Source organism: Enterobacter huaxiensis (assembly GCF_003594935.2).
Classification (GTDB): domain Bacteria; phylum Pseudomonadota; class Gammaproteobacteria; order Enterobacterales; family Enterobacteriaceae; genus Enterobacter; species Enterobacter huaxiensis.
On the sequence record NZ_CP043342.1, the window covers coordinates 1216182 to 1242683 of the forward strand.

28 protein-coding genes and 1 rRNA gene are annotated in these 26502 nt (G+C 54.7%); 19 read left to right on the forward strand and 10 right to left on the reverse strand.

Going from position 1 to position 26502, the window contains the following annotated elements; genetic code table 11:
• Positions 1-25 precede the first annotated feature (25 nt).
• From rrf to D5067_RS05935, 3 genes are all read left to right on the forward strand, one after another.
• Positions 26-141: ribosomal RNA gene (gene rrf / locus D5067_RS05925) — 5S ribosomal RNA — on the forward strand.
• A 127-nt stretch (positions 142-268) separates the two neighbouring features.
• Positions 269-721, forward strand: coding sequence for a DUF4385 domain-containing protein (locus D5067_RS05930; RefSeq protein WP_119937499.1), 453 nt, complete (start codon positions 269-271; stop codon positions 719-721).
• A 150-nt stretch (positions 722-871) separates the two neighbouring features.
• Positions 872-2179, forward strand: a complete 1308-nt coding sequence (locus tag D5067_RS05935; RefSeq protein ID WP_119937498.1) for an MFS transporter — start codon at positions 872-874, stop codon at positions 2177-2179.
• On the opposite strand, the gene D5067_RS05940 is transcribed toward D5067_RS05935, so the two are convergent.
• The 5 genes from D5067_RS05940 to trxC form a co-directional block, all read right to left on the reverse strand.
• Positions 2176-2499, reverse strand: coding sequence for a YfiM family lipoprotein (locus tag D5067_RS05940; RefSeq protein ID WP_119937497.1), 324 nt, complete (start codon positions 2497-2499; stop codon positions 2176-2178). The genes D5067_RS05935 and D5067_RS05940 overlap by 4 nt on opposite strands.
• A 46-nt stretch (positions 2500-2545) precedes the next feature.
• Positions 2546-3901: a CDP-diacylglycerol--serine O-phosphatidyltransferase gene (gene pssA, locus D5067_RS05945; protein WP_119937496.1), complete on the reverse strand. Its 1356-nt coding sequence runs from the start codon at positions 3899-3901 to the stop codon at positions 2546-2548.
• A gap of 109 nt (positions 3902-4010) precedes the next feature.
• On the reverse strand, positions 4011-6674 hold the full coding sequence (locus D5067_RS05955) for a bifunctional acetate--CoA ligase family protein/GNAT family N-acetyltransferase (RefSeq protein ID WP_119937495.1): 2664 nt from the start codon (positions 6672-6674) through the stop codon (positions 4011-4013).
• Positions 6675-6709: 35 nt separating this feature from the next.
• Entirely contained in the window at positions 6710-7408 is a 699-nt protein-coding gene (gene tapT / locus D5067_RS05960) for a tRNA-uridine aminocarboxypropyltransferase (protein ID WP_119937494.1), read from the reverse strand.
• A gap of 69 nt (positions 7409-7477) precedes the next feature.
• Positions 7478-7897: a thioredoxin TrxC gene (gene trxC / locus D5067_RS05965; RefSeq protein ID WP_119937493.1), complete on the reverse strand. Its 420-nt coding sequence runs from the start codon at positions 7895-7897 to the stop codon at positions 7478-7480.
• Positions 7898-8101: 204 nt separating this feature from the next.
• Between trxC and D5067_RS05970 the strand changes: the two genes are divergently transcribed.
• Positions 8102-9232: a tRNA/rRNA methyltransferase gene (locus D5067_RS05970; RefSeq protein WP_119937492.1), complete on the forward strand. Its 1131-nt coding sequence runs from the start codon at positions 8102-8104 to the stop codon at positions 9230-9232.
• Positions 9233-9271: 39 nt separating this feature from the next.
• Here the strand turns inward: D5067_RS05970 and ung are convergent, their stop codons facing one another.
• The gene (ung, locus tag D5067_RS05975) at positions 9272-9961 is read right to left on the reverse strand and encodes a uracil-DNA glycosylase (protein ID WP_119937491.1); all 690 of its coding nucleotides are present in this window, start codon (positions 9959-9961) and stop codon (positions 9272-9274) included.
• 314 nt (positions 9962-10275) lie between these two features.
• Here ung and grcA point away from each other — a divergent pair, with 314 nt between their 5' ends.
• Positions 10276-10659 (forward strand): autonomous glycyl radical cofactor GrcA, encoded by a 384-nt coding sequence (gene grcA / locus D5067_RS05980; protein WP_119937490.1) that lies wholly within the window; start codon positions 10276-10278, stop codon positions 10657-10659.
• Positions 10660-10713: 54 nt separating this feature from the next.
• On the opposite strand, the gene srmB is transcribed toward grcA, so the two are convergent.
• On the reverse strand, positions 10714-12042 hold the full coding sequence (gene srmB, locus D5067_RS05985) for an ATP-dependent RNA helicase SrmB (protein WP_119937489.1): 1329 nt from the start codon (positions 12040-12042) through the stop codon (positions 10714-10716).
• Between the two features lie 132 nt (positions 12043-12174).
• Here srmB and trmN point away from each other — a divergent pair, with 132 nt between their 5' ends.
• Positions 12175-12912: a tRNA(1)(Val) (adenine(37)-N(6))-methyltransferase TrmN gene (trmN, locus tag D5067_RS05990; protein WP_119937488.1), complete on the forward strand. Its 738-nt coding sequence runs from the start codon at positions 12175-12177 to the stop codon at positions 12910-12912.
• Here trmN and nadB read toward each other — a convergent pair.
• The gene (nadB, locus tag D5067_RS05995; protein WP_119937487.1) at positions 12897-14516 is read right to left on the reverse strand and encodes an L-aspartate oxidase; all 1620 of its coding nucleotides are present in this window, start codon (positions 14514-14516) and stop codon (positions 12897-12899) included. The genes trmN and nadB overlap by 16 nt on opposite strands.
• Positions 14517-14880: 364 nt before the next feature.
• Between nadB and rseD the strand changes: the two genes are divergently transcribed.
• From rseD to acpS, 12 genes are all read left to right on the forward strand, one after another.
• Positions 14881-14946 (forward strand): rpoE leader peptide RseD, encoded by a 66-nt coding sequence (rseD, locus tag D5067_RS06000; RefSeq protein WP_233606904.1) that lies wholly within the window; start codon positions 14881-14883, stop codon positions 14944-14946.
• Positions 14943-15518: an RNA polymerase sigma factor RpoE gene (rpoE, locus tag D5067_RS06005; protein WP_006176728.1), complete on the forward strand. Its 576-nt coding sequence runs from the start codon at positions 14943-14945 to the stop codon at positions 15516-15518. Before rseD ends, rpoE begins: the two co-directional genes overlap by 4 nt.
• A gap of 31 nt (positions 15519-15549) precedes the next feature.
• Positions 15550-16200, forward strand: coding sequence for an anti-sigma-E factor RseA (gene rseA / locus D5067_RS06010; protein ID WP_119937486.1), 651 nt, complete (start codon positions 15550-15552; stop codon positions 16198-16200).
• Positions 16200-17153, forward strand: coding sequence for a sigma-E factor regulatory protein RseB (gene rseB / locus D5067_RS06015; RefSeq protein WP_119937485.1), 954 nt, complete (start codon positions 16200-16202; stop codon positions 17151-17153). The genes rseA and rseB overlap by 1 nt, the downstream gene beginning before the upstream one ends.
• Positions 17150-17626 carry a SoxR-reducing system protein RseC gene (rseC, locus tag D5067_RS06020; RefSeq protein WP_119937484.1) on the forward strand — a complete coding sequence of 159 codons (477 nt, stop codon included), beginning with the start codon at positions 17150-17152 and terminating at the stop codon, positions 17624-17626. Before rseB ends, rseC begins: the two co-directional genes overlap by 4 nt.
• Positions 17627-17811: 185 nt before the next feature.
• Positions 17812-19611 (forward strand): translation elongation factor 4, encoded by a 1800-nt coding sequence (gene lepA / locus D5067_RS06025; RefSeq protein ID WP_119937483.1) that lies wholly within the window; start codon positions 17812-17814, stop codon positions 19609-19611.
• Between the two features lie 16 nt (positions 19612-19627).
• Positions 19628-20602, forward strand: coding sequence for a signal peptidase I (gene lepB / locus D5067_RS06030; RefSeq protein ID WP_119937482.1), 975 nt, complete (start codon positions 19628-19630; stop codon positions 20600-20602).
• Between the two features lie 222 nt (positions 20603-20824).
• A complete protein-coding gene (rnc, locus tag D5067_RS06035; protein ID WP_119937503.1) occupies positions 20825-21505 on the forward strand; it encodes a ribonuclease III in 681 nt (226 codons plus the stop codon).
• Positions 21502-22407, forward strand: a complete 906-nt coding sequence (era, locus tag D5067_RS06040) for a GTPase Era (protein WP_119937481.1) — start codon at positions 21502-21504, stop codon at positions 22405-22407. The genes rnc and era overlap by 4 nt, the downstream gene beginning before the upstream one ends.
• A gap of 18 nt (positions 22408-22425) precedes the next feature.
• Positions 22426-23133: a DNA repair protein RecO gene (gene recO, locus D5067_RS06045; RefSeq protein WP_119937480.1), complete on the forward strand. Its 708-nt coding sequence runs from the start codon at positions 22426-22428 to the stop codon at positions 23131-23133.
• A 75-nt stretch (positions 23134-23208) separates the two neighbouring features.
• Positions 23209-23940, forward strand: a complete 732-nt coding sequence (gene pdxJ / locus D5067_RS06050) for a pyridoxine 5'-phosphate synthase (protein WP_119937479.1) — start codon at positions 23209-23211, stop codon at positions 23938-23940.
• Positions 23940-24320, forward strand: a complete 381-nt coding sequence (acpS, locus tag D5067_RS06055) for a holo-ACP synthase (RefSeq protein ID WP_119937478.1) — start codon at positions 23940-23942, stop codon at positions 24318-24320. Before pdxJ ends, acpS begins: the two co-directional genes overlap by 1 nt.
• On the opposite strand, the gene D5067_RS06060 is transcribed toward acpS, so the two are convergent.
• Together D5067_RS06060 and D5067_RS06065 are read right to left on the reverse strand one after the other, a co-directional pair.
• The gene (locus D5067_RS06060) at positions 24317-24577 is read right to left on the reverse strand and encodes a YfhL family 4Fe-4S dicluster ferredoxin (protein ID WP_010434061.1); all 261 of its coding nucleotides are present in this window, start codon (positions 24575-24577) and stop codon (positions 24317-24319) included. The two genes, acpS and D5067_RS06060, sit on opposite strands and share 4 nt — an antisense overlap.
• A 56-nt stretch (positions 24578-24633) precedes the next feature.
• The gene (locus D5067_RS06065; protein ID WP_119937477.1) at positions 24634-25482 is read right to left on the reverse strand and encodes a MurR/RpiR family transcriptional regulator; all 849 of its coding nucleotides are present in this window, start codon (positions 25480-25482) and stop codon (positions 24634-24636) included.
• A gap of 118 nt (positions 25483-25600) precedes the next feature.
• On the opposite strand from D5067_RS06065, the gene murQ reads away from it, so the two are divergent.
• Positions 25601-26494: an N-acetylmuramic acid 6-phosphate etherase gene (murQ, locus tag D5067_RS06070; RefSeq protein WP_119937476.1), complete on the forward strand. Its 894-nt coding sequence runs from the start codon at positions 25601-25603 to the stop codon at positions 26492-26494.
• Positions 26495-26502: the final 8 nt, after the last annotated feature.

The following is a 26502-nucleotide window of genomic DNA, read 5'->3' on the forward strand; positions in this document are numbered from 1 at the left end:
CTTGATACAGATTTAACAGAATTTGCCTGGCGGCTTTAGCGCGGTGGTCCCACCTGACCCCATGCCGAACTCAGAAGTGAAACGCCGTAGCGCCGATGGTAGTGTGGGGTCTCCCCATGTGAGAGTAGGGAACTGCCAGGCATCAATTAGAAGAACCCCGTACCGTAAGGTGCGGGGTTTTTTGCTTTGTACGCGTGAAACATACCGGCTGGCAGCTTCATCCTGGCGGGCCTACAATTGTTAAAACCATTTTAACAACGGTGCCGCTTTGACACGTCCATTTGATTATCAACAAGATTTTGCCAGCATCAACTTCCGTGACCATCCTGAGCTCTACCAGGTTGGGCGAGGAGAACAAGGTGTACTGATTGTTGAGCCTTATAAAAGTGAAATCCTTCCGCACTGGCGCTTCAAAAATGCAGACGCTGCAGCGCGCTCGGCAAAAGAGATATATGCCCTGTTTGAAGAATATCGGCAGCAAAACGACTTTGTAGGCATGGATATGGCAAGGAAGTTCATACAGATGGGATATACGCGTGCTCGACGATACGCCAATCATAAAAGTGGGAAAAAGTACGACCGGGATCGTAAGGTCAAACCTCTTGAACGCGATCCTGTAAAAGCAGAAGCTGCTGCGGTATTTAAAGAGTGGTGGGATAAAATCCGCGCGGATAATGATTATCTGCGTAGAAAAAAAGCGCATCAGCGCGAGTGGGGTTAATTAATATGCCCGCTTATAATTCAATACCCGATCGACTTCACAAAACGAAATGAAACACATTGGAAACATTTTATTTACCTAACGATCCGTTTTAAATCCGGTTTTACTGTGGGAGGGCAATGGCCCGCAATGTGAGACAGGGGATTTAAAATGACAGAAACCGTAGCAAGTACAGATACGGAAAACACAAACTTAACAGGCAAGGACACTCGTCGAAGAGTTTGGGCAATCGTTGGGGCATCATCGGGGAACCTTGTAGAGTGGTTTGATTTTTACGTCTATTCATTCTGTTCGCTCTATTTTGCGCATATCTTTTTCCCATCCGGCAATACCACAACACAGCTTCTGCAAACCGCAGGCGTATTTGCCGCCGGATTCCTGATGCGCCCTATTGGAGGTTGGCTGTTCGGCAGAATCGCTGACAGAAGAGGGCGCAAGACCTCAATGCTCATATCCGTTTGCATGATGTGCGTTGGCTCGCTGGTGATCGCCTGCTTGCCGGGGTATGACGTAATCGGAACATGGGCACCGGCGCTGCTATTGCTGGCTCGTCTGTTCCAGGGCCTCTCCGTTGGCGGCGAGTACGGCACCAGCGCCACATACATGAGTGAAGTGGCGGTTGAGGGGCGAAAAGGCTTTTATGCATCATTCCAGTATGTAACGCTTATTGGCGGGCAACTGCTTGCTTTGCTGGTTGTCGTGATCCTGCAACAAATTCTTAGCGATGAAGATTTACGCGCCTGGGGCTGGCGTATCCCGTTTGCAATGGGCGCTGCTCTGGCTGTTGTGGCTCTGTGGCTGCGTCGCCAGCTAGATGAAACGTCCCAACAGGAGGTCAGGTCGCTGAAGGAAGCGGGCTCCATGAAAGGGCTTTGGCGAAACCGTAAAGCTTTTATGATGGTTTTAGGTTTTACCGCTGCGGGGTCGCTGAGCTTTTATACCTTCACCACCTATATGCAAAAGTATCTGGTTAATACGACCGGGATGCACGCCAATGTTGCAAGCGTGGTCATGACGGTTGCTCTGCTGGTGTTTATGCTGATTCAGCCCATCATCGGTGCTCTGTCGGACAAAATTGGTCGCCGCAACTCGATGCTGATTTTTGGTGGTTTGCTCACTCTGGGTACCGTTCCGCTGTTAACCGCGCTGCAGCATACCACCTCGCCTTATGCTGCCTTCGGCTTAATCATGGTGGCACTTGTTATAATCAGCTTTTACACGGCGATCAGCGGTATTTTAAAAGCGGAGATGTTCCCGGCTCAGGTCCGCGCTCTGGGGGTTGGGCTCTCGTATGCGGTGGCTAATGCGCTTTTCGGCGGTTCTGCGGAATACGTTGCGTTGTCCCTTAAATCCTGGGGAAGTGAGAACACGTTCTTCTGGTACGTCACCGTGATGGGGGCGCTGGCATTTGTTGTGTCTCTGATGCTGCATCGCAAAGGAAAGGGCATTCGTCTTTAATAATGCGCCATCTGCCACACGGCATAGCCGGTCGTTGCGCCGGCTACATCCCATGCAAAATCCTTCCAGCTCCAGCCGCTTCCCGCAGAGCGGCTGTCCCACAATTCTTTAGATGCCCCCAGGCTTACTGAGAACATCAGGCCGATAGCCGCGCTTCGATCCCGACTGTATCCCTGATGCTGCGCATACTCATTACCCGCAGCGGACAACATGGCTGAAGCGAGAAAATGCTGGGCTTTATCCTGACCTGACCAGCTATCGTTTGCCATATGGCTGCAGCCGGTGAGGGCAAGCGTGGTGAGGAGGAGAGGGATGCGCATCGAAGGGCTCCATAAAAAAAGCCCCGTCGATGACAGGGCCTGTGCATTACAGAATACGACTGATAAGGCGGTCAATACGGATCCGACGTAAACGACGAATGAGCTTGCGGACCTTAACCGGATAATCGGCAATGCTTTGCAGATCGCGGTAATGACGAACCACCGTCGTATGCGTGCGGATGAGTTCCAGCTCGCGATCGCGTTTTGCGGCCAGTTCATGCTGCGGATCGTGGATCAAAATGGCGTTTTCCAGATCCAGGCGCCAGGCCCGCGGGTTCAGGTTATTACCGGTCAGCAGCATCCATTCATCATCAACCCACATACCTTTGAGATGGTAGGTGTTGTCTTCATCTTTCCACAGACGCACGACCAGCTGGTCGGTGTTCACGTAGTACTGTAAACGACTCAGGAAGCGGCGCAGGTTGATCTCATAAAGATAAGGGAGTGCGCCGATGATCTTGAAAGGCTGGTCTTCCGGGATGAAAAAGTCGTTTGCCGTTTTATCCCCTACGATGATTTCCACCTTCTTGCCGTCACGCAGCAGCTGGATGATGTTACGCACCAGCACGGCGGGCAGGTTGAAGTAAGGAGTGCAAATCGTGAGCTTCTGCTCTGCGCAGGGCATAAGATGGTAGATGGTTTTATTAAGCAGACTCGATTTACCTAAACCGACCAGCGGGGTAACGGATAATTCTTCGTTATTGGCATCGCCCTGGAAATAATAGACCGCGTCGCGCAGTTCCTGACGGAAAGAGCGAACGTCGTTTTTGATTTCAGGACTTTTGGGGCGATTTGGATCGTCAAGACGGTTTACACCACGACCGTGAACCAGGTTCTTATCGACCCAGTTAAACATAATGTCTGCCATCTGCGGATTACGAATCAGATGGTAGCGGTCATAGCGATACTTATCGAGCTGATGCAGGTAAACGTCATTCAGGCTCGCGCCGCTGTACAGGACGCTGTCATCGATGATGAAGCCTTTAAAGTGCAGTACACCGAGTGCTTCCCGCGTATTAACCGGTACGCCATAAACAGGCACGTCAACGCCAGGGTTTTCCTGCGCCGTGCGGCAGTACCAGTCTGCGTTTGTATTAGATGCTGCTGCGCCAATGCGGCCGCGCTGGCCGCGGTGCCAGTCAACCAGCACGCGAACATCCAGCTCGGGACGAAGACGTTTGGCTTCATAGAGCGCGTTCAGGATCCCGCGCCCACCTTCATCTTGTTCGAGATAGAGTGCCACAATGCAGATGCGTCGCGTGGCGCTGGCAATCTTTTCCAGAAGCGTTTCCCGAAAATGATCGGGAGCGTAAAAGAACTCTACATCATCAACTGACTGAGAAATCTTCGGTAGTTGAGCAAGGTGTTGTTGATGTTTATTGCGCTTAAATTTTGACAACATCACAGTGCGTTTCTTCTCTGTTCATTGAAGGGTTGTCTGTACTATGCAAACAACATAAGCGGACAATGATAACCCAGTGCTGAGCAAAGTGGGTAACATTTCCAGTAGCTTACTCTTGCTTATCGGTTGATATCAGGCTGAGAGACAGGGAAACAATCCCTTCATCCAGCTGGATATCAACGTCAAAACCAAGCTTTCGCGCCAGTGTTACCATGCCTCGATTATTGGGCATAGTAATGCCATTCAGGCGTAACAATCCGTGATCGCGCGTATAGCTGATGAGTTTTTCCAGCAATCGCCGGCCAAGGCCCAGCCCCTTCAAATCGGAACGCACCAGCACGGCAAACTCTGCGTCCACGTTATCCGGATCGGAAATAGCACGCGTCACCCCGAGGATCTCATCACCCTGGACGGTATGACGCACGGCAACAAACGCCATTTCTCGATCGTAGTCGATCTGGGTCATATTGGCTAAATCATCATGGGTAAATTCGTTGATTTCGCTAAAGTAGCGATAATAGAGATCTTCTTTGGTGACCAGGGAGATAAACTGCCGCAGCTGAGGTTCATCTTCAGGCAATATTGGGCGAAAAAGCGCCCGCTCACCGTTCTTCATCTCGACCCACTCTTCAAGCTGAAGAGGGTATGGACGTATCGCGAGGCGGCTCTCCCTGTCCCCTTCGAATGACGCAATATCCATCGTCACGTCCAGAGCGGTGAACTCATTGCCGGAGGCGAGCAGGGGATGAATATCCAGCCGCTGGATCTCAGCGCAATCAACAATCAGGTTAGACACCTGGACCAGGAACTGGCTTAATCCGGCAATATCAAGCGGGCGCAACGCGCTTCGGCCACGAATTTTCTTACTCTTAATCGCCTGGATAACCAGATAGCGTGCCAGGTTCATGTTCAGCGGAGGCAACGCGACAACGGCCTGCTCCTCAGGGCGCCATTCCACACCGCCTTCTCCAAGCATGATGAGCGGGCCAAAGACCGGGTCATGTTCAACCACCACCCGCAGCTCCTGCGCGCCTGCACGATTAGCCATGCTTTGTACCTGCAGCCCGTGGATCCTTGCCTGTGGCCAGGTCATTTTAACGCGATCGATAATGGCATCAGCTGCTTGCTGGACTTCCGTCGCGGTACGTAGATACAGCATCACGCCCTGTACGTCTGACTTATGTGGGATATCCGGAGAGCGAAGCTTCAGCGCAACCGGATAGCCGATTTGCTCGGCGATATGCACCGCCTCGGCGCTGTCGCTGGCAATCCAGGTGGGCAGGGTTTGCATCCCGTAGCTGCCAAGAATGGGTTGCACTTCATGAGTATCCAGCGACGTCGCGCCTTCATTGATAGCCTGCTGCAATAGCCTGTGAACATCTGCTGAATTGGCGGTCAAGTTACCCGGCAGGGCCGGTGTCTCACGAAGCTGCTTCTGATTACGGCGATACTCCACCATATGCATAAAGGCAGTAATTGTGCCCTCAGGAGTGCGATACGTTGGCAGACCCGCTTCGCTAAACAGGCGACGAGCCTCCAGAGAGGAATACTCGCCGCACCAGTTGGTTAAGAGCGTGACGTATTTTCCGCGCGGATGGCTTTTCACTGCTTCGATAAGGTCTCGCGCACTTTCACTGCCCGGTGCCACCGCGCTCGGCGAGTGAATGATCATCAGCGCATCGAAATCCTGGCTGTCCAGTAAAATAGTAATGGCCTTAATGTAGCGATCGCTGCTGGCATCGTCGCGTAAATCGAGTGGATTACCCGGCGACACGCTGTCTGGCAAAGCATCGTGCAGGCGCTGGAGCGTCTCTTCGCCCAGCGTTGCCAGCTTGCCATTGCGTAGCCACAGCTCATCCAGCGCCAGCGCGGCAGGCGCGGCCCCGTTGCTGACAATCATTAACTTCTCACCGCGTAGCGGCCGCATATGGCTTAGCGTCTCGACGGCGGAAAAAAGCTCGTGTGTATCCTGTACCCGCAGCAGGCCCGCACGCTGGATCGCAGCGTCCCAGGCGGGGTCCATCCCAGAATGTGAATGCAGCAAACGCTGTGCCGCAGGGCTTCGCCCACTTTTGATCACCAGAATGGGTTTATTGCGGGATGCGCTGCGCGCAGCCGACACAAAGCGGCGGGCATCGCTTATATGCTCAAGATAAAGAAGGATGGCACTGGTTTTGCTGTCTCTTGCGAGGAAATCCAGCAGTTCATCAACGTCGATATCCAGGCTGTCGCCCAGGGCGATGAAGTAGGAGAAACCCATTTCTCGCTGCTGGGCCCAGTCGAGGATAGTGTTCGATACGGCTGCAGACTGAGAAATAAACGCCAGCTTGCCCTTACGGATAGGAACGGGAGAAAAACTGGCATTCAGTCCCTGCCAGGGGGCGAGGAGGCCCAGGCTGTTCGGGCCAAGAATGCGCATTTGATAACGGCTGGCACACGCGAGCAGCTCGGGCTGCTGTTCAGGCGGCGACGAGAGGATTATGCAGGTTTTACACCCCTTCTCGCCAAGCGAACCAAGCAGTTCAAGATTCCGTTTCGCATGCGTACAAAGCACGGCAAGGTCGGGAACGAAAGGCAGACTCTGAACATCCGGCCACGCAAGCACCCCCTGAACGGCTTTATAAGCCGGGGTAACGGGCATGACAGGGCCATTAAATCCGCCGGCCAGCAGGTTGCGCATCATCAAATAACCGGCGCGATCGGGTTTCATTGATGCGCCAATAACGGCAATAGATTTTGGACGTAGTAGCGCTTCTAACCCTCGCTGGCTCATGCAGGCCTCCTGTGAATGCAAGCGACCTGATGATTTTAAACGCTTTCTGCTTCCGTTGCTGTGACGCTGGCCTTATGAACGGTTTTTCCCGCCAGGTAGCGCTCGCGAAAACAGGTGAAATGGTTACCAAGAGCGCTGGCAGCAACGGTGTCTCCCGCCAAATCCAGAAGCGCAATCGCCACTTCGGCCGTGCAATATTGGCCGTCAGCGTGGGCTTCGCGCAGTCGATAGGCCGAAACGCGCGATAAATCAACGGAAATGACGGGTAGGGCATCGAGATAAGGACTTTTACGGAACATTTTTCGCGCTTCGGTCCAGGTGCCGTCAAGCATAATAAACAGCGGCGGCTTGCCGGATGGCGGAGTGGAGAGGACCTGACGCTGCTCCCCGGCGTAGGAGGCGGGGAAAACGACCATGGGCTGATAGTCCGGGTTTGCAACCAGGTCGAGCAGCGCTTGCGGCGGCTCGGTCCGCGACCACTGAAACGCGGCGGTGTCGGGCAGAATATCAGCGATAAGACGCCCCGTATTGCTCGGCTTCATCGGTTCGGTGTCAAACATGACCAGACAAAAGCGGCTTTCCGCAGTGCTCGGCGTCAGCGTCTCGCACAGGCAAACTTTCAGCGGCAGCAGGCAGCGCTGGCAGCGGCGGATACGGTTGCCACGGGCGAGGAACGGGCGGGTCGCGCGCGCAAGGCGTTCGGCGCGTAATTGAAGTACAGCGTTATCAGTCATGGGCGAAGTGCAGGAAAAACCCTATTTTCGCAGAGGCGAGAACGGGGCACAAGATGCGGCCCGTGAATGTTACAGCGATTCGTTTAACCAGCTATCAAAAGGTGCTTTCGGGACTGCACCGTTGAGCATGTCGATGACCTCACCGTTCTTGAAAATCATGATGGTTGGGATGCTGCGAATGCGAAAACGCGCGCTGAGTTCGCGCTCGGCCTCGGTGTTCACCTTCACGAAGCGCATCTTACCGCTGCGCTCTTCCGCCACATCTTCAAAAATTGGCGCAAAGCTGCGGCATGGGCCACACCACGGTGCCCAGAAATCGACCACCACAGGAAGATCGTCCTTGAGGAGTTTGTCCAGCGTAGCACCGGTTGCGTTAATCACATCGCCTTCAAATAGTTCGTGACCACAACGCCCGCATTTCGCGCCCTCATCAATCCGATCGTCCGGAATGCGATTGAGAGCCTGACAGTTGGCACATACGGTATTCATAACTAACCTCTGATAGAGCCGTGGGACAGCGGCAGAACGCCGGTAATGTTTCTAATATGTTACATATTATCAATGAGCCTGTTTGAAACGACAATGCGTTTTATTCAATGAGAACAATAGTCACAGGCTTTTGTACGAAATTATGGCTATGCGCTGGCACATCGGGTAATCTGCGCGCTTCGCGCAGCGCTGGTGGAGAAAAGCATGAACGACGAAATGAAAAACAAAAGCGGCAAGGTCAAAGTGATGTATGTCCGCAGTGATGATGACTCTGATAAACGCACCCAAAATCCGCGTACCGGAAAAGGTGGCGGGCGTCCGGCGTCTTCTCGTGCAGACGGTGGCCGTCGCCCCGCCCGCGATGACAAAAATTTCCGCGGTGATGACCGCAAGCGTGACGATCGCAAACGCGATGACCGTCCGCGTTCCGATCGCCCACGTAGTGACCGTCCACGCGACGATCGTCCGCGGGATGACTTCTCACGTGATAACGCCTCACCGTGGCGTACCGTTTCTCGCGCCCCTGGCGAAGAGGCACCTGAAAAGGCCGATCACGGCGGTATCAGCGGTAAAAGCTTTATCGATCCGGAAGTGTTGCGCCGTCAGCGTGCTGAAGAGACGCGTGTTTACGGTGAGAACGCCTGCCAGGCCCTGTTCCTGAGCCGACCAGAGTGCATCGTCCGCGCCTGGTTTATCCAGAGCGTGACCCCACGCTTCAAAGAAGCACTGCGCTGGATGGCCGCTAACCGTAAAGCCTACCATGTGGTGGATGATGCCGAGCTGACGAAAGCCTCCGGTACTGAACACCACGGCGGCGTCTGCTTCCTGATCAAAAAACGTAACGGCACCACCGTTCAGCAGTGGGTAAGCCAGGCGGAAGCCGATGACTGCGTGCTGGCGCTGGAAGACGTGGGCAACCCGCATAACCTGGGCGCAATGATGCGCAGCTGCGCGCACTTTGGCGTGAAAGGCGTACTGTTGCAGGATGCTGCACTGCTGGAATCCGGTGCGGCTATCCGTACTGCTGAAGGCGGAGCTGAGCATGTTCAGCCGATCACCGGCGATAGCGTTCTGGATGCCATCGAGCAGTTCCGTAAAGCGGGCTACTCCATTGTGACCACCTCCAGCCATGCTGGTACGCCGCTGTTTAAAGCGACGCTGCCACGTAAAATGGTGCTGGTACTGGGCCAGGAGCGTGATGGTCTGTCTGATGCTGCGCTGTCCAGCGCCGATCTGAGCGTCTCTATCGACGGCACAGGCAATGTAGAAAGTCTGAACGTTTCCGTTGCAACCGGCGTGCTGCTGGCCGAATGGTGGCGTCAGAATAAGGCGTAAGCCTTTTATGTGCCGGGCCTGACCCGGCACATTCACATCCTACTCGCTCTCTGCCGGTAACACTGGCATCCAGTCAATTGGCGTTTCGCCACGCTTTTCCAGCCATTCATTTGCCAGAACGAAGTGATTACTGCCAAAGAACCCGCGATGAGCAGACAGCGGCGACGGGTGCGGTGCTTTCAGCACGTGGTGACGCTGCCGGTCGATAATCGCGCCTTTCTTCTGCGCGTGCGATCCCCAGAGCAAAAACACGACGCCTTCGCGATGCTCGTTGATCAGGCTGATGACTTTGTCCGTGAAGGTTTCCCAGCCGAGGCTGGCATGGGAATGTGCCTGGCCGGCGCGTACGGTCAACACGGTGTTGAGTAACAGCACCCCCTGACGAGCCCAGCTTTCCAGATAACCGTGCTTAGGGCGCGTGAATCCTGGAAGGGTGCCCTCCAGCTCTTTATACATGTTCAGCAGAGAAGGGGGGATGGCGATGCCCGGAAGCACGGAAAACGCCAGACCATGCGCCTGGCCCGGCCCGTGGTAGGGATCCTGGCCGAGAATGACCACTTTTACATCGTTGAGTTCGGTGTAGCGAAAAGCGTTGAACACATCTTTCTGCGGCGGATAAATCGTCTGGCCAGATTGCCGTTCGGCCGCCACCGTTGTAAGAGTATTAATAAAGTAAGGCTGCTGTTTCTCTTCTGCCAGCACATCATGCCACGTTAAGGGGGTCGTCATCTCGCTCTCCTGCGAATCTCAATCTGCCTCTAGCTTAACCGCTAAACCCCGGGCGGCAAAATTCCCTGCGGAAATTTCCGCTAAGCCCTTAAATTTTATTTGATAATGTGCAGATTGGGTTGAAATAAGGAAAGGCTGGAATTGATCTAAAACAATAAAATCAAACCACACTCTTTATGTGGTTGGTGTTTTTGTTGATTTAAATCAATAAATCATGGGTGGCTGGGTGATATATATACATGCAAGAAACAATGGTTTTACCAATTGGCCGCATGAGGCCGACACCAGTTAATGTAGCCTAAGGGAGGCATAACATGATTACGGGTATCCAGATTACTAAAGCTGCAAATGACGATCTGCTCAACTCTTTCTGGCTGCTGGACAGCGAGAAAGGCGAAGCGCGCTGTGTAGTAGCAAAAGCGGGTTTTGCTGAAGATGAAATCGTTCCGGTAAATAAACTGGGCGAAATCGAGTACCGTGAAGTTCCAATGGAAGTGCAGCCGGAAGTCCGCGTGGAAGGTGGTCAGCACCTGAACGTTAACGTTCTGCGCCGCGAAACCCTGATGGATGCCGTTGAACATCCAGAAAAATATCCGCAGCTGACCATTCGTGTTTCAGGCTATGCGGTGCGTTTCAACTCGCTGACCCCAGAACAGCAGCGTGATGTTATCGCGCGTACCTTTACTGAAAGCCTGTAAGGGTTATCGCCACGGGGGTGGCATAAAAAAGCCGGGGAATTCCCCGGCTTTTTTTTACTCTTCTGTTTGCGAGTCAGGCGTAGAAGTACTCGGCTTACGGCGCTTACCAACGTTTTTGGTGTCGCGGTGGCGTTGCTTAACGCGCGGCTTCTCTTTTTCTTTCTCTTTTCTCTCTGCACGTTTCGCGAGCGCTTTCTTGGACGGCTTGCCCGTCATTTTTTCACTCGGCGCACGGGTGGTCGGGCGAAGCTCATCAATGACGCGAGCCTTCAGCGGCTCATCAACGTAGCGACCAATTTTCTGCAGCAGCAGATAGTCATGGGCCTCGACGAGAGAAATCGCAATACCCTTACGACCCGCGCGACCGGTACGGCCAATACGGTGCAGATAGGTATCACCGCTGCGCGGCATATCGAAGTTAATGACGTGGCTTACGTCAGGGATGTCGATCCCGCGCGCCGCGACGTCGGTCGCGACCAGCACGTTCACGCGACCATCGGTCAGACGCTTAATGCCTTCGGTACGCTTAGCCTGAGCCATCTCGCCTTCGAGATAACAGTTATTGATCCCCGCAGAACGCAGCAATCCCGCCAGCTCATGCACGCGCTCACGCTTACGCACAAATACGATGGTGCGGGTCGCGTCTTCCTGCTGCAGCAGGTGTTTCAGTATCTCAACCTTGTGCTCAAGGTTATCTGCGCGGTAATACCACTGGTGGATCTTCTTGCGCTCACGCGTGGATGGCGTGGCAGACACTTCGACCGGATCTTCCAGCAGACGTTCTGCGAAATCTTTAATCGCATCCCCTTCCAGGGTTGCAGAGAACAGCATCGTCTGGTTACGCCAGCGCGTTTCACCCGCGATGTGCTCGATATCCTGCGCAAAGCCCATGTCGAGCATACGGTCGGCTTCGTCGAGGATCAGCGTTTCAACCGCGCGGCAGTCGAAGTTTTCTTCTTTAATGTACTGCAGCAGACGACCCGTCGTTGCAACGACGATGTCCTGGTTTTCGCTGAACACTTCGGCGTGGTTCATGTACGCAACACCGCCCGTGATGGTGGCGATATCCAGATGGGTATTCGCCGCAAGCTCACGTGCGTGTTCGGCAACCTGCATCGCCAGCTCGCGCGTCGGCGTAAGGATCAAAACGCGCGGCGGGCCTGATTTTTTACGTGGGAAGTCGAGCAGATGCTGCAAGACAGGCAGCAAGTAGGCTGCTGTTTTCCCCGTGCCGGTTGGCGCAGAACCGAGCACATCGCGGCCCTCAAGCGCAGGCGAAATGGCCGCGGCCTGAATGGCGGTCGGGCGTGTAAAGCCTTTGCTCTCTAGTGCTTTGAGCAGGCTTTCATCGAGTTCAAGTTCGGAAAAAGTCGTTACAGTCATGTTCTACCTCTGTGTGGGGCGCTGATTATAGACGTTACGGCTGTAATCTTCATCTGTTTGTATGGATATCGCTTTTCGACCACTTCGCTTTCCCCTATGCTACTCCAGTTTCACTTAGAAGGTTGCCCCGACATGTCTCAACTCAAAGCGCAGCTGCGCCGCGATGGCTTTACGTTTAAACAATTTTTTGTGGCTCACGATCGCTGTGCGATGAAAGTCGGTACCGACGGTATTTTACTGGGAGCCTGGGCACCTGTCGCAGGCGTTAAGCGTATTCTGGACATTGGCACCGGAAGCGGACTGTTGGCATTAATGCTGGCGCAGCGCACGGATGATAGCGTCACCCTTGATGCGGTTGAGCTGGATGCGCAGGCGGCCGATCAGGCCAGTGAAAATGCAGCAGAATCTCCGTGGGCGGCCCGTATCAAAATTGAATGTGCGGATGTGCTGGCCTGGGCGCCCGATCAAACCGCACGTTACGACCTGATCGTCAGCAACCCACCGTACTACGAGCCCGGCGTTGAGTGCGGCACGCCAGAACGTGAACAGGCTCGCTATACCCGCTCGCTGGACCACAAGTCGCTGTTAACCAGTGCGGCAGAGTTGATCTCAGAAGAGGGATATTTCTGCGTGGTGCTGCCAGAAAGTACCGGCAATACGTTTATCGAGATTGCCCGGAACATCGGCTGGAGCTTACGTCTGCGTACCGATATTTCAGATACCGAAGGGCGCTTGCCGCACCGCGTGCTATTGGCGCTCTCGCCAAAAGAAGGGGAGTGCTTTAACGACAGGATGGTGATCCGTGGGCCAGACCAGCGTTACTCCGAAGATTACACCGCTCTGACCCAGGCATTTTATCTGTTTATGTAAGCCTGCGGGGACAACACCGACGGGCCGGATTCAGCCAGCTGGTCGGGGTAGTCCAGCGTATAGTGCAGGCCTCGGCTCTCTTTACGCATCATCGCGCAGCGCACGATAAGCTCAGCAACCTGCACCAGGTTACGCAGCTCCAGCAGATTATTGGACACGCGAAAGTTGGCGTAATATTCATCAATCTCTTGCTGCAGCATCGTAATGCGCCGCAGGGCGCGCTCAAGGCGCCTGGTGGTTCGCACAATTCCTACGTAGTCCCACATGAACAACCGAAGCTCATGCCAGTTGTGTTGAATGACGACCAGCTCATCCGGGTTCTCAACGCGGCTTTCATCCCAGCCCGGCAGACATTCAGACTGACGGGCGTAAGGCATGCGTTTGGTAATGTCTTCCGCCGCTGACCAGCCGTAGACCAGGCATTCCAGCAGTGAATTGGACGCCATGCGGTTCGCACCGTGTAGGCCGGTATAACTCACCTCGCCGATGGCATAAAGCCCATCCACGTCGGTGCGCCCGTGGTCATCCACCATTACGCCACCGCAGGTATAGTGGGCGGCAGGCACTATCGGCACCGGATCGCGCGTCAGATCGATACCCAGACCCAGCAGCTTTTCATAAATCATCGGGAAATGCTGACGAATAAATTCAGCGGGCTGATGGCTGATATCCAGATACATGCAATCCACGCCCAGACGTTTCATCTCATGGTCGATGGCGCGAGCGACGATATCGCGCGGGGCCAGTTCGCCCCTGGCATCAAAGTCAGGCATAAAGCGGGAGCCGTCAGGACGCTTCAGGTAAGCACCTTCTCCCCGCAGGGCTTCCGTCAGCAGGAAGTTACGCGCCTGCGGATGGAACAGGGCCGTTGGATGGAACTGATTGAATTCGAGGTTCGCCACGCGGCAACCGGCACGCCATGCCATGGCGATCCCGTCGCCGGAGGCAATGTCCGGGTTGGTGGTGTATTGGTAAACCTTGGAGGCACCGCCTGTGGCCAGCACGACGGCTTTTGCCCGACAGGTTTCCACCTTTTCTTTATTACGATTCCAGACCCATGCACCGACTACACGACGCGTGCCGGGCAGGCCAATTTTATCGGAGATAATCAGGTCAACCGCATTGCTGCGCTCCAGTACCTGAATATTGGGATGGCTCAGCGCCTTGCTGACCAGGGTGGTTTCAACTTCTCTCCCGGTCGCATCTGCCGCATGCAGGATCCGGCGATGGCTGTGGCCACCTTCACGCGTCAGATGATAGCTCTCTTCACCGTTTGGCTGAGTCTGCGTATCAAACAGTACACCCTGGTCGATAAGCCACTGAACGCAGTGCCGGGCGTTGCTGGCGACAAACTCCGCGGCGTGCGCATCCACAATCCCGGCACCGGCGATGAGGGTGTCTTCGACGTGCGAAGCAATGCTGTCCGTTTCATCAAACACGGCGGCAATACCGCCTTGCGCGTAATAGGTTGAACCCTCGCTCATCGGCCCTTTACTCAGCACGATAACCTTTTGGTGTTCGGCCAGCCGCAGCGCCAGCGAGAGCCCGGCAGCACCGCTGCCGATGATCAGTACATCACAATGGAGTTCTGTAGTTGTGTTCATATTGGCTTGTTTAATTTACTAAACACGGTCTGGCGAGAATAGCACCTGAATGCGAGATATCGCACGTTTTTTTTAACCAGCGTTACAATGGCTAAACGGTTAGCGCGGGATTAAAAAGAGGTAAATCAACGAAAATATTTTGCGAAGCAGATCGTTAGCGTCAGATTTTGTGGTGAAATAAAGCCCGTGTTGCGTTACTCTTCTGACAGTAAAGTTGATGTTTCTTGTCAGAAAGTGGGTACGTATCGTGAACAGACTTATAATGAGAGAAAATGAACGGTCTGCGGCGCGATGAACAAAAACAAAGGCGTGACGGAACTTATTGAAGAACAGACGCTCTAACTCGGTGCTTGCTCAAAGTGCAGTGCTTATAGAGTGGCGTTTCGACAACGCGTGGAATTTAGGTTTGGGGAGACATTACCTCGGATGAGCGAGCAGTTAACGGACCAGGTCCTGGTTGAACGGGTCCAGAAGGGAGATCAGAAAGCTTTTAACCTACTGGTGGTGCGCTACCAGCATAAGGTGGCGAGTCTGGTTTCTCGATATGTACCGTCAGGAGACGTTCCTGATGTAGTACAAGAGTCTTTCATAAAGGCCTATCGCGCGCTGGATTCTTTCCGGGGAGATAGTGCTTTTTACACCTGGCTGTATCGTATTGCAGTCAATACAGCTAAGAATTATCTGGTTGCTCAGGGCCGTCGTCCACCTTCTAGTGATGTGGACGCAATCGACGCCGAAAACTTTGAAAGCGGCGGCGCGTTGAAAGAAATTTCGAACCCTGAGAACTTAATGTTGTCAGAAGAACTGAGACAAATTGTTTTTCGCACGATCGAGTCGCTCCCGGAAGATTTACGCATGGCAATTACGTTGCGGGAGCTTGATGGTCTAAGCTATGAAGAGATAGCGGCTATCATGGATTGTCCGGTCGGCACGGTACGTTCTCGAATTTTCCGTGCGCGAGAAGCCATTGATAATAAAGTTCAACCGCTTATCAGGCGTTGACGATAGCGGGATACTGGAAAAGGTATTAGGCATGCAGAAAGAAAAACTTTCCGCTTTAATGGATGGTGAAACGCTGGATAGTGAGCTGCTCAACGAGCTGTCTCAATCTCCTGAAATGCAAGAGACCTGGGAGAGCTATCATCTCATCCGTGACACCCTGCGCGGTGATACCGGTGAGTTTCTCCATTTCGATATCTCAGCACGCGTCATGGCGGCCATTGAGAACGAGCCTGTTCATCAGACCACCCCGCTGATTCCTGAAGCTCAGCCCGCACCTCACCAGTGGCAGAAAATGCCCTTCTGGCAAAAAGTGCGTCCGTGGGCCAGCCAGCTTACCCAAATGGGCGTGGCTGCGTGCGTATCGCTTGCAGTTATTGTTGGCGTCCAGCACTATAACACTCAGTCTGAAGTCAATCAGCAGCCTGAAGCGCCAGTGTTCAACACACTGCCGATGATGGGCAAAGCCAGCCCGGTTAGCCTGGGCGTACCGGCAGATGCTTCCGCAAGCGGCGGTCAGCAACAGCAGGTACAGGAGCAGCGCCGTCGTATCAATGCGATGTTGCAGGATTACGAGTTGCAGCGTCGTCTGCACTCTGAACAGCTTCAGTTTGAGCAGGCACAAACCCAGCAGGCTGCCGTTCAAGTGCCCGGAAACCAAACTTTAGGAACGCAATCGCAGTAATGAAGCAACTTTGGTTCGCCATGTCTCTGATGGCGGGTAGCCTGTTCTTCTCTGCCAACGCCTCGGCTGATGTTTCATCCGGGGCGTTGTTGCAGCAAATGAATCTGGCCAGCCAGTCACTCAATTACGAGTTGGCATTTATCAGCATTAATAAGCAGGGCGTCGAGTCGTTACGCTATCGCCATGCCCGTCTTGATAACCAGCCGCTCGCCCAGCTTTTACAGATGGATGGCCCGCGTCGGGAAGTCGTCCAGCGTGGGAACGAAATCAGCTATTTCGAGCCTGGCCTTGAGCCTTTCACGCTGAATGGCGATTACATCGTTGATTCCCTGCCGTCGCTTATCTATACCGATTTCAAGCGTCTTGCACCTTACTACGATTTTATCTCGGTAGGGAAAACGCGCATCGCCGACAGACTGTGTGAAGTCATCCGCGTTGTCGCGCGCGACGGCACGCGCTATAGCTACATCGTCTGGATTGATGCAGAAACCAAGCTGCCTATGCGCGTTGACCTGCTGGACCGTGACGGTGAAACGCTGGAGCAGTTCCGCGTCATCTCCTTTAGCGTTAACAGCCAGGTCGGCAACAGTATGCAGAATCTGGCCAAAGCCAGCCTGCCGCCGCTGCTTTCTGTTCCTGCCGGTGATTCAGTAAACTTCAACTGGGTACCTTCCTGGATCCCGCAAGGGTTTAGCGAAGTCTCCAGCAGCCGACGACAGCTTCCGACCATTGAAACGCCGGTTGAATCACGCCTCTATTCAGATGGTTTGTTCAGCTTCTCGGTGAACATCAACCGCGCGACGGCAAACAGCGCCGAGCAAATGCTTCGTACTGGCCGCCGGACGGTGAGCACCACGGTACGCGATAACGCTGAGATCACTATTGTCGGAGAGTTACCGCCGCAAACGGCGAAACGTATTTCTGACAGCATTAAATTTAAGGCTGCACAATGATTAAAGAGTGGGCCACGGTGGTCTCCTGGCAGGATGGCGTTGCCCTGGTCAGTTGTGACGTTAAAGCATCATGCAATAGCTGTGCTTCCAGAGCCGGCTGCGGCAGCCGCGTGCTGAACAAGCTGGGGCCGCAAACCTCACATACCATCGCTGTTCCGAGCGAACAGCCGCTGGTGGCTGGGCAGAAGGTCGAGCTGGGTATTGCCGAAGGCAGCCTGCTGACCTCCGCGGTGCTGGTTTATCTCTCTCCGCTGGTGGGGCTGTTTGTCATGGGCGGCATTTTCCAGATGTTGTTCAATACCGACGCGGCGGCAATGTGTGGTGCTGCTCTGGGTGGCGTTGGCGGATTTTGGCTTGCAAAGGGCTTATCCCCCAGGCTGGCTGCTCGAGAGGAATGGCAACCCGTCATCCTTAGCGTTGCGCTCGGTCCAGACCAGCTTCGTGTGGAAACGCTCTCTTCTGAGGCCCGGTGATCTACCGGGCTTTATTATTATTTACATCTCAAAAAAGAAAACGCCGTTCCTTCGCGCTATGCTTGGCGCTAAGTGCATTTCCAGGTTACGGGGATGTAGTGTAGAATGCTGCGTTTTCGCACTGAAAAACGTCAGGCTAAGAACAGCGGCCTCCAGGAATTCGTAAGGCATAATTATTTAACTATATGAAGAACATACGTAACTTTTCGATCATTGCTCACATTGACCACGGTAAGTCGACGCTGTCTGACCGTATTATCCAGATTTGCGGTGGCCTGTCTGATCGTGAAATGGCAGCCCAGGTTCTGGACTCCATGGACCTGGAACGCGAACGCGGTATTACCATCAAAGCGCAGAGCGTGACGCTCGACTATAAAGCGGCTGATGGTGAAACCTACCAACTGAACTTTATCGACACCCCAGGCCACGTTGACTTCTCCTATGAAGTTTCACGATCGCTGGCGGCCTGTGAAGGCGCGCTGCTGGTGGTGGATGCCGGGCAGGGCGTTGAAGCCCAAACCTTGGCGAACTGCTACACCGCGATGGAAATGGATCTCGAGGTCGTGCCAGTTCTGAACAAAATCGACCTGCCTGCCGCCGACCCGGAGCGCGTAGCGGAAGAGATTGAAGACATCGTTGGCATTGATGCGACCGACGCGGTGCGCTGCTCTGCGAAAACCGGCGTGGGGGTTCCTGATGTGCTGGAACGTCTGGTGCGAGACATCCCGCCACCGGAAGGTGACCCTGATGCACCGCTGCAGGCGCTGATCATCGACTCCTGGTTTGATAACTATCTCGGCGTTGTCTCGCTGGTGCGTATTAAAAACGGCACCATGCGCAAAGGCGACAAAATTAAGGTGATGAGTACCGGTCAGGTTTACAACGCTGACCGCCTGGGCATCTTCACGCCAAAACAGGTTGACCGTACCGAGCTGAAATGCGGCGAGGTAGGCTGGCTGGTCTGCGCCATTAAAGATATCCTCGGCGCACCGGTGGGCGATACCCTGACGCTGGCGCGTAATCCAGCGGACAAAGCGCTGCCAGGCTTCAAAAAGGTGAAGCCACAGGTATATGCAGGCCTGTTCCCGGTCAGCTCCGACGACTACGAGAACTTCCGCGATGCGCTCGGCAAGCTGAGCCTCAACGATGCGTCCCTGTTCTATGAGCCGGAAAGCTCAACGGCGCTGGGCTTCGGCTTCCGCTGCGGCTTCCTCGGCCTGCTGCACATGGAGATCATTCAGGAACGTCTGGAGCGTGAATACGATCTGGATCTGATCACCACGGCACCGACCGTAGTCTACGAAGTGGAAACCACCTCGAAAGAGGTTATCTACGTCGATAGCCCGTCCAAGCTTCCGCCGCTGAACAATATTCACGAGCTGCGCGAGCCGATCGCAGAGTGTCACATGCTGCTGCCACAGGAGTTCCTGGGCAACGTTATCACCCTGTGTATCGAAAAACGTGGCGTCCAGACCAACATGGTTTACCACGGTAACCAGGTGGCGCTGACCTATGAAATCCCGATGGCGGAAGTGGTGCTCGACTTCTTCGACCGTCTGAAGTCTACCTCTCGTGGCTATGCGTCACTGGATTACAACTTCAAACGCTTCCAGGCGTCCAACATGGTGCGCGTTGACGTGCTGATCAACAGCGAGCGCGTTGATGCCCTGGCGCTGATCACCCACAACGACAATGCGCCTTACCGCGGTCGTGAGCTGGTTGAGAAGATGAAAGAGCTGATCCCGCGTCAGCAGTTTGACATCGCGATCCAGGCGGCCATTGGCAACCACATCATCGCGCGTTCTACCGTGAAACAGCTGCGTAAAAACGTTCTGGCGAAATGCTATGGCGGCGACGTCAGCCGTAAGAAAAAGCTGCTCCAGAAGCAGAAAGACGGTAAGAAGCGTATGAAGCAGGTCGGTAACGTTGAGCTGCCGCAGGAAGCATTCCTTGCCATTCTGCACGTTGGCAAAGACGGCAAATAACCCTTAAGGAGTTGGCATGGCGAACATGTTTGCCCTGATCCTGGTCATCGCCACCCTGGTAACAGGTCTGCTGTGGTGTCTGGATAAGTTTATCTTCGCCCCGAAACGCCGTGAGCGTCAGGCTGCCGCCCAGGCAGCCACTGGCGATGGGCTGGATGCGAAAACCCTGAAGAAAGTCGGCCCGAAACCGGGCTGGCTGGAGACGGGTGCATCGGTGTTCCCGGTGCTGGCGATCGTGCTGGTGGTGCGTTCGTTTATCTACGAACCGTTCCAGATCCCATCAGGCTCAATGATGCCAACGCTGCTGATTGGCGATTTTATTCTGGTAGAAAAGTTTGCCTACGGCATTAAAGATCCTATCTACCAGAAAACGCTGATCGAAACGGGCCATCCGAAACGTGGCGACATCGTGGTGTTCAAATATCCGGAAGATCCGCGCCTGGACTACATCAAGCGCGCGGTGGGTCTGCCGGGAGATAAAGTCACCTACGATCCGGTATCCAAAGAAGTGACCGTCCAGCCGGGCTGCAGCTCGGGCACGGCATGTGAAAACGCGCTGGCAATCACTTACTCGAACGTTGAGCCGAGTGATTTTGTGCAGACCTTCGCCCGTCGTAACGGCGGTGAAGCCACCAGCGGTTTCTTCCAGGTTCCGAAAAGTGAGACCAAAGAGAACGGCATTCGTCTGGTTGAGCGTAAAGAGACGCTGGGCGATGTGACCCACCGTATTTTGACGGTGCCTATTGCTCAGGATCAGGTCGGGATGTATTACCAGCAGCCGGGGCAGCAGCTTGCGACCTGGATTGTTCCGCCGGGACATTACTTCATGATGGGGGATAACCGCGATAATTCCGCGGACAGCCGTTACTGGGGCTTTGTGCCGGAAGCGAATCTGGTGGGTAAAGCGACCGCGATTTGGATGAGTTTTGAGAAGCAGGAAGGCGAATGGCCGACCGGTGTACGTCTGAATCGTATTGGTGGGATCCATTAATTCTCGCTAAATGAACGCGTAGCCGCTTTATTTAGCGGCTACGTGAATTATTTCAGCGATAAATCTCTTCGAACTAACGACATCCCCTGCCGTTGTGTATAGAATATTTCCCCGAAGTTTAAGGTTGGCCCTGCAAGGGTGCCACGGCACACGAAACCGCGTTGGTTTTCTCAGGTCGGTTTCGTGTGCTGCATTTTTGACGCATTCATTTATTGGTATCGCATGAACCCCATCGTAATTAATCGGCTTCAACGGAAGCTGGGCTACACTTTTCAACATCAGGAGTTATTGCAGCAAGCATTAACCCACCGCAGTGCCAGCAGCAAGCACAATGAGCGCCTCGAATTTTTAGGCGACTCTATTTTAAGTTTTGTGATTGCGAATGCGCTTTATCATCGTTTCCCACGCGTGGACGAAGGTGATATGAGCCGCATGCGCGCCACGCTGGTAAGGGGTAACACCCTGGCGGAAATCGCACGCGAATTTGAACTGGGCGAATGCCTGCGTCTGGGGCCGGGTGAGCTGAAAAGCGGCGGCTTCCGTCGTGAATCTATTCTTGCCGACACGGTCGAAGCATTAATCGGTGGCGTGTTCCTGGACAGCGATATCCAGACTGTAGAAAAACTGATCCTGAACTGGTATCAGAGCCGCCTGGACGAAATCAGTCCGGGAGATAAACAAAAAGATCCTAAAACGCGTCTGCAGGAATATCTGCAGGGCCGTCATCTGCCGCTGCCATCCTATCTGGTGGTGCAGGTGCGTGGCGAAGCGCACGATCAGGAATTTACCATCCATTGCCAGGTCAGTGGCCTGAGTGAACCGGTGGTGGGCACAGGTTCTAGCCGTCGCAAGGCGGAACAGGCTGCCGCCGAACAGGCGTTAAAAATGCTGGAGCTGGAATGAGCGAAGAAAAAACCTATTGCGGATTTATTGCCATCGTCGGACGCCCGAACGTTGGCAAATCCACCCTGCTGAATAATCTGCTTGGGCAGAAAATTTCCATCACCTCTCGTAAGGCGCAGACCACGCGTCACCGCATCGTCGGTATCCATACTGAAGGCGCGTATCAGGCGATCTACGTCGATACCCCGGGCCTGCACATGGAAGAGAAGCGTGCCATCAACCGCCTGATGAACAAAGCGGCGAGCAGTTCGATTGGCGACGTAGAGCTGGTGATTTTCGTCGTGGAAGGCACCCGCTGGACGCCGGACGACGAAATGGTGCTGAACAAGCTGCGTGACGGCAAAACGCCGGTAATCCTCGCGGTCAACAAAGTTGACAACGTGCAGGAAAAAGCTGACCTGCTGCCGCACCTGCAGTGGCTGGGTAGCCAGATGAACTTCCTCGATATCGTTCCGCTGTCCGCAGAGACCGGACTGAACGTGGATACCATCGCGGGTATCGTGCGCAAGCATCTGCCGGAAGCCATTCATCACTTCCCGGAAGACTACATCACCGATCGTTCCCAGCGCTTTATGGCGTCTGAAATCATCCGTGAAAAGCTGATGCGTTTCCTGGGCGCCGAGCTGCCGTACTCCGTAACGGTGGAGATCGAGCGCTTCCAGACCAACGAGCGCGGTGGCTACGACATCAACGGCCTGATCCTCGTTGAGCGTGAAGGGCAGAAGAAGATGGTCATTGGCAACAAAGGCGCCAAGATCAAAACCATCGGTATTGAAGCCCGTAAAGACATGATGGACATGTTTGAAGCGCCGGTTCACCTCGAACTGTGGGTGAAAGTGAAATCTGGCTGGGCCGACGATGAGCGTGCTCTGCGCAGCCTCGGTTACGGCGAAGATCAGTAACTCAAGACGACGAGTATAATGGAAGGTTGGCAGCGTGCCTTCGTTCTCCATAGTCGTCCCTGGAGCGAAACCAGCCTGATGCTGGACGTCTTCACGGAAGAGTCGGGCCGCGTGCGCCTTGTTGCGAAAGGCGCACGTTCCAAACGTTCTAACCTGAAAGGTGCCTTACAGCCTTTCACGCCGCTGCTGGTACGCTTTGGCGGGCGAGGGGAAGTCAAAACCCTGCGCAGCGCTGAAGCCGTCTCTCTGGCGCTTCCTCTTTCTGGCATCACGCTCTACAGCGGTCTGTATGTCAACGAGCTTATCTCCCGCGTTCTTGAACATGAGACCCGCTTCTCGGAACTTTTCTTCGATTATCTGCACTGTATCCAGGCTCTTGCTGGCGCAACCGGCACGCCCGAACCCGCGCTGCGCCGCTTTGAACTGGCGCTGCTGGGGCACCTGGGTTACGGCGTTGATTTTCTGCACTGCGCGGGGAGCGGCGACGAGGTTGAAGACTCAATGACCTACCGCTATCGCGAAGAGAAAGGCTTTATTGCGAGTATCGTGGTGGATAACAGCACCTTTACCGGACGGCACCTGAGGGCGTTATACGAGCGAGAGTTTCCTGATGCTGATACTTTACGTGCGGCAAAGCGCTTTACCCGCATTGCGCTCAAGCCGTATCTTGGTGGCAAGCCCTTAAAGAGCCGCGAATTATTCAGGCAGTTTGTGCCAAAACGTTAACCTTTTACCCCTCACTACAGCCCTCTCCCGGAGGGAGAGGGGGAAGAGAAATGAACCAAAATACCGAGGATTGTCATGGCTGAATTACTGTTAGGCATCAACATCGATCACATCGCTACCCTGCGCAATGCGCGCGGTACGGCGTACCCCGATCCGGTTCAGGCAGCGTTTATTGCCGAGCAGGCTGGCGCCGACGGCATTACCGTCCACCTGCGTGAAGACCGTCGCCATATCACCGATCGCGACGTCCGTATCCTGCGCCAGACCCTGGATACCCGCATGAATCTCGAAATGGCGGTTACCGAAGAGATGCTGGCCATCGCCTGCGAGACGAAGCCGCACTTCTGCTGCCTGGTGCCGGAAAAGCGTCAGGAAGTGACGACCGAAGGGGGCCTGGACGTGGCGGGGCAGCGCGACAAAATGCGCGATGCATGCCAGCGCCTGGCCGATGCCGGCATCCTGGTCTCGCTGTTTATCGATGCCGATTTTGATCAGATCAAAGCGGCTGCGGACGTCGGCGCACCCTATATCGAAATTCACACCGGCTGTTATGCCGATGCCAAAAATGACGCCGAGCAGGCGAAAGAGCTGGAGCGTATCGCTAAAGCGGCTACGTATGCAGCAGGTCTGGGTCTGAAGGTTAACGCCGGTCACGGCCTGACCTACCACAACGTCAAGGCCATCGCCGCGCTGCCGGAAATGCACGAGCTGAACATCGGCCACGCCATTATTGGCCGTGCGGTGATGAGCGGACTGAAAGAGGCGGTATCAGAGATGAAACGCCTGATGCAGGAAGCGCGTCAGTAATGGCCATACTGGGCTTAGGCACCGATATCGTCGAAATAGCCCGTATTGAAGCGGCGATCGCCCGTAGCGGCGATCGTCTCGCAAGACGCGTGCTGAGCGATAACGAGTGGGCCATCTGGGAAGCGCACCAGCAGCCGGTCCGTTTTCTGGCAAAGCGTTTTGCGGTTAAAGAGGCGGCAGCCAAAGCCTTCGGTACGGGGATCCGTAACGGCCTGGCGTTTAACCAGTTTGAAGTGTTTAACGATGAGCTGGGGAAACCGCGCCTGCGCTTATGGGGCGAGGCGCAAAAGCTGGCAGAGAAGATGGGTGTGAATCACATGCACGTGACGATAGCGGATGAGCGCCGCTATGCCAGCGCCACGGTGATTATCGAAAGTTAAAGTTTGTCTGCGTGATGCATCAGCACAAACTTATCCCACAGCTGCTCTTCGTTCTCGACGTGTGCCGGATCCTTAAGGATTGTATTAGGGATTGGGCACACCTTCTGGCAGGTCGGCGTTTCATAGTGGCCGATGCATTCGGTGCAGCGGTCGCTGTTAATCTCATAAATGCTGTCACCCATCGAAATCGCCTGGTTAGGGCATTCGGGTTCGCACATATCGCAATTGATGCATTTTTTGGTGATTAACAGCGCCATCAGGAAATTCTCAGAACCAACACAAACAGGGCGGGCATTATATGCGCATTCCCTACTCAAACCAATTTTTTTACCAGCTCTTCGCTGTGGCGGATACGTTCCGGCGCGCGTTCAAGATCCTGCTGCACCAGCGCCATAAACAGCAGGTCCGTCAGCATCATCTGCGCGCTGGTTGACGAGATAGCCGCGCTGCGCGTGGCCTGCTCTTCTGCGATCGTATACAAACAGCGCGTTGCCCGCTGCTGCAGGGCATTGGGGGTGAAACCGGTGATCGCCAGAATCTTGCCGCCGACGCGCAGGGCTTCATCAGTGGCCATGTTGATTTCGCGACGTTCGCCCGAATAGGAGATAGGCAGCAGCAAATCGTCAGGATCCATCGCCTGTACGGTCGCGAGCAGGGCATGCATGTCGTGCTCGGAAATCGCGTTATAGCCAATTTTTGTCAGCTTCCAGCCGAAGTTACGCGCCACTAATCCGGACGCACCTATCCCGGTCAAAATGATACGCCGCGCCCCGCGCAGCATCGCTACGCTCTCCAGCAGCTTCTCCTCGGTATTCACGTCCAGCGTGGCATGCATCGCCGCCACGTTCTCTTTAATGAGTTTTTCGCCCACCAGGCGCATCGGGTCATCGCCGCGAATCTGGTTGTGGACCGGCATCGACTGAGGATTAGGGTTACTCGCCAGCGCTTCACTGAGTGCCAGCTTCAAAGCTGGAAAGCCCTTAAAGCCAATCTTTTGGGCGAATTTCACCACGCTTGACTGGCTCACGCCGGCTTCACTTGCCAGCTGCTGTGAACTGAGGTGGCGCGCGCGGTCAGGCTGCGAAAGCAGAAAATCCGCCAGCTTCTTGTCGCTTTGGGCAAAGCCTGCGTAACGCTGGCGAATGCGAATTAAACAGTTCATAGGATCTCCTGGCGAAAATGTGATTACCTGCGCAAATACGGATTTTGCTCGCCTGAATGAATTTTATATTCCATTATAGTGTGATTATTATGAATTAAAAATTCTTGAGGTACAAAAGATGAATCTTGGCTCACTTGTTTCAGAAACGCGCAACCCGCAGACGATGGATCTTGACGCGCTCTCCACGCTGGAGTTGGTTAACCGTTTTAATCAACAGGATACGCTGGTCGCGCAGGCAGTGAAAGAGACATTGCCTGAGGTTGCGAAGGCCGTCGATGCGGCAGCGGCCGCGCTGAAGGCCGGTGGACGCATTATTTATATGGGGGCCGGCACCAGCGGGCGCCTCGGGGTGCTTGATGCCTCAGAATGCCCACCGACCTTCGGCGTGCCGCACGGTCTGGTGGTGGGGTTAATAGCCGGGGGCCCAGGCGCGCTGCTGAAAGCGGTTGAGGGGGCGGAAGACAACAGGCAGCTCGGCGAAGATGATCTAAACGCCCTGAGCCTGACCGCGCAGGATCTGGTGGTCGGGCTGGCCGCATCCGGGCGCACGCCGTACGTGATTGGCGGCCTGGAATATGCCAACCGGACGGGCTGCACCACCGTGGCCATCTCCTGTAACCCCGGCTCGCCGATTGCGCAGGTGGCGGACATTGCCATCTCTCCCGTCGTCGGTCCAGAAGCGCTCACCGGCTCCACGCGTCTCAAATCTGGGACGGCACAGAAGCTGGTGCTCAATATGATCTCCACCGGGGCGATGGTGAAGTTCGGCAAGGTTTATCAGAACCTGATGGTGGATATGCAGGCCACCAACGTCAAGCTGGTGGACCGAGCCTGCCGCATGGTGGTGGAAGCGACGGGGGCAAGCCGTGAAGAGGCCGAAGCCGCTCTTAAACAAACCGACCATGAGGTTAAGCCAGCCATTCTGATGATTTTAAGCGGTCTGGACGCGGCGGCGGCGAGAGCAAAACTCGATGCGCATCATGGATTCTTACGGGCTGCATTAGAAAACTAACAGAGGCG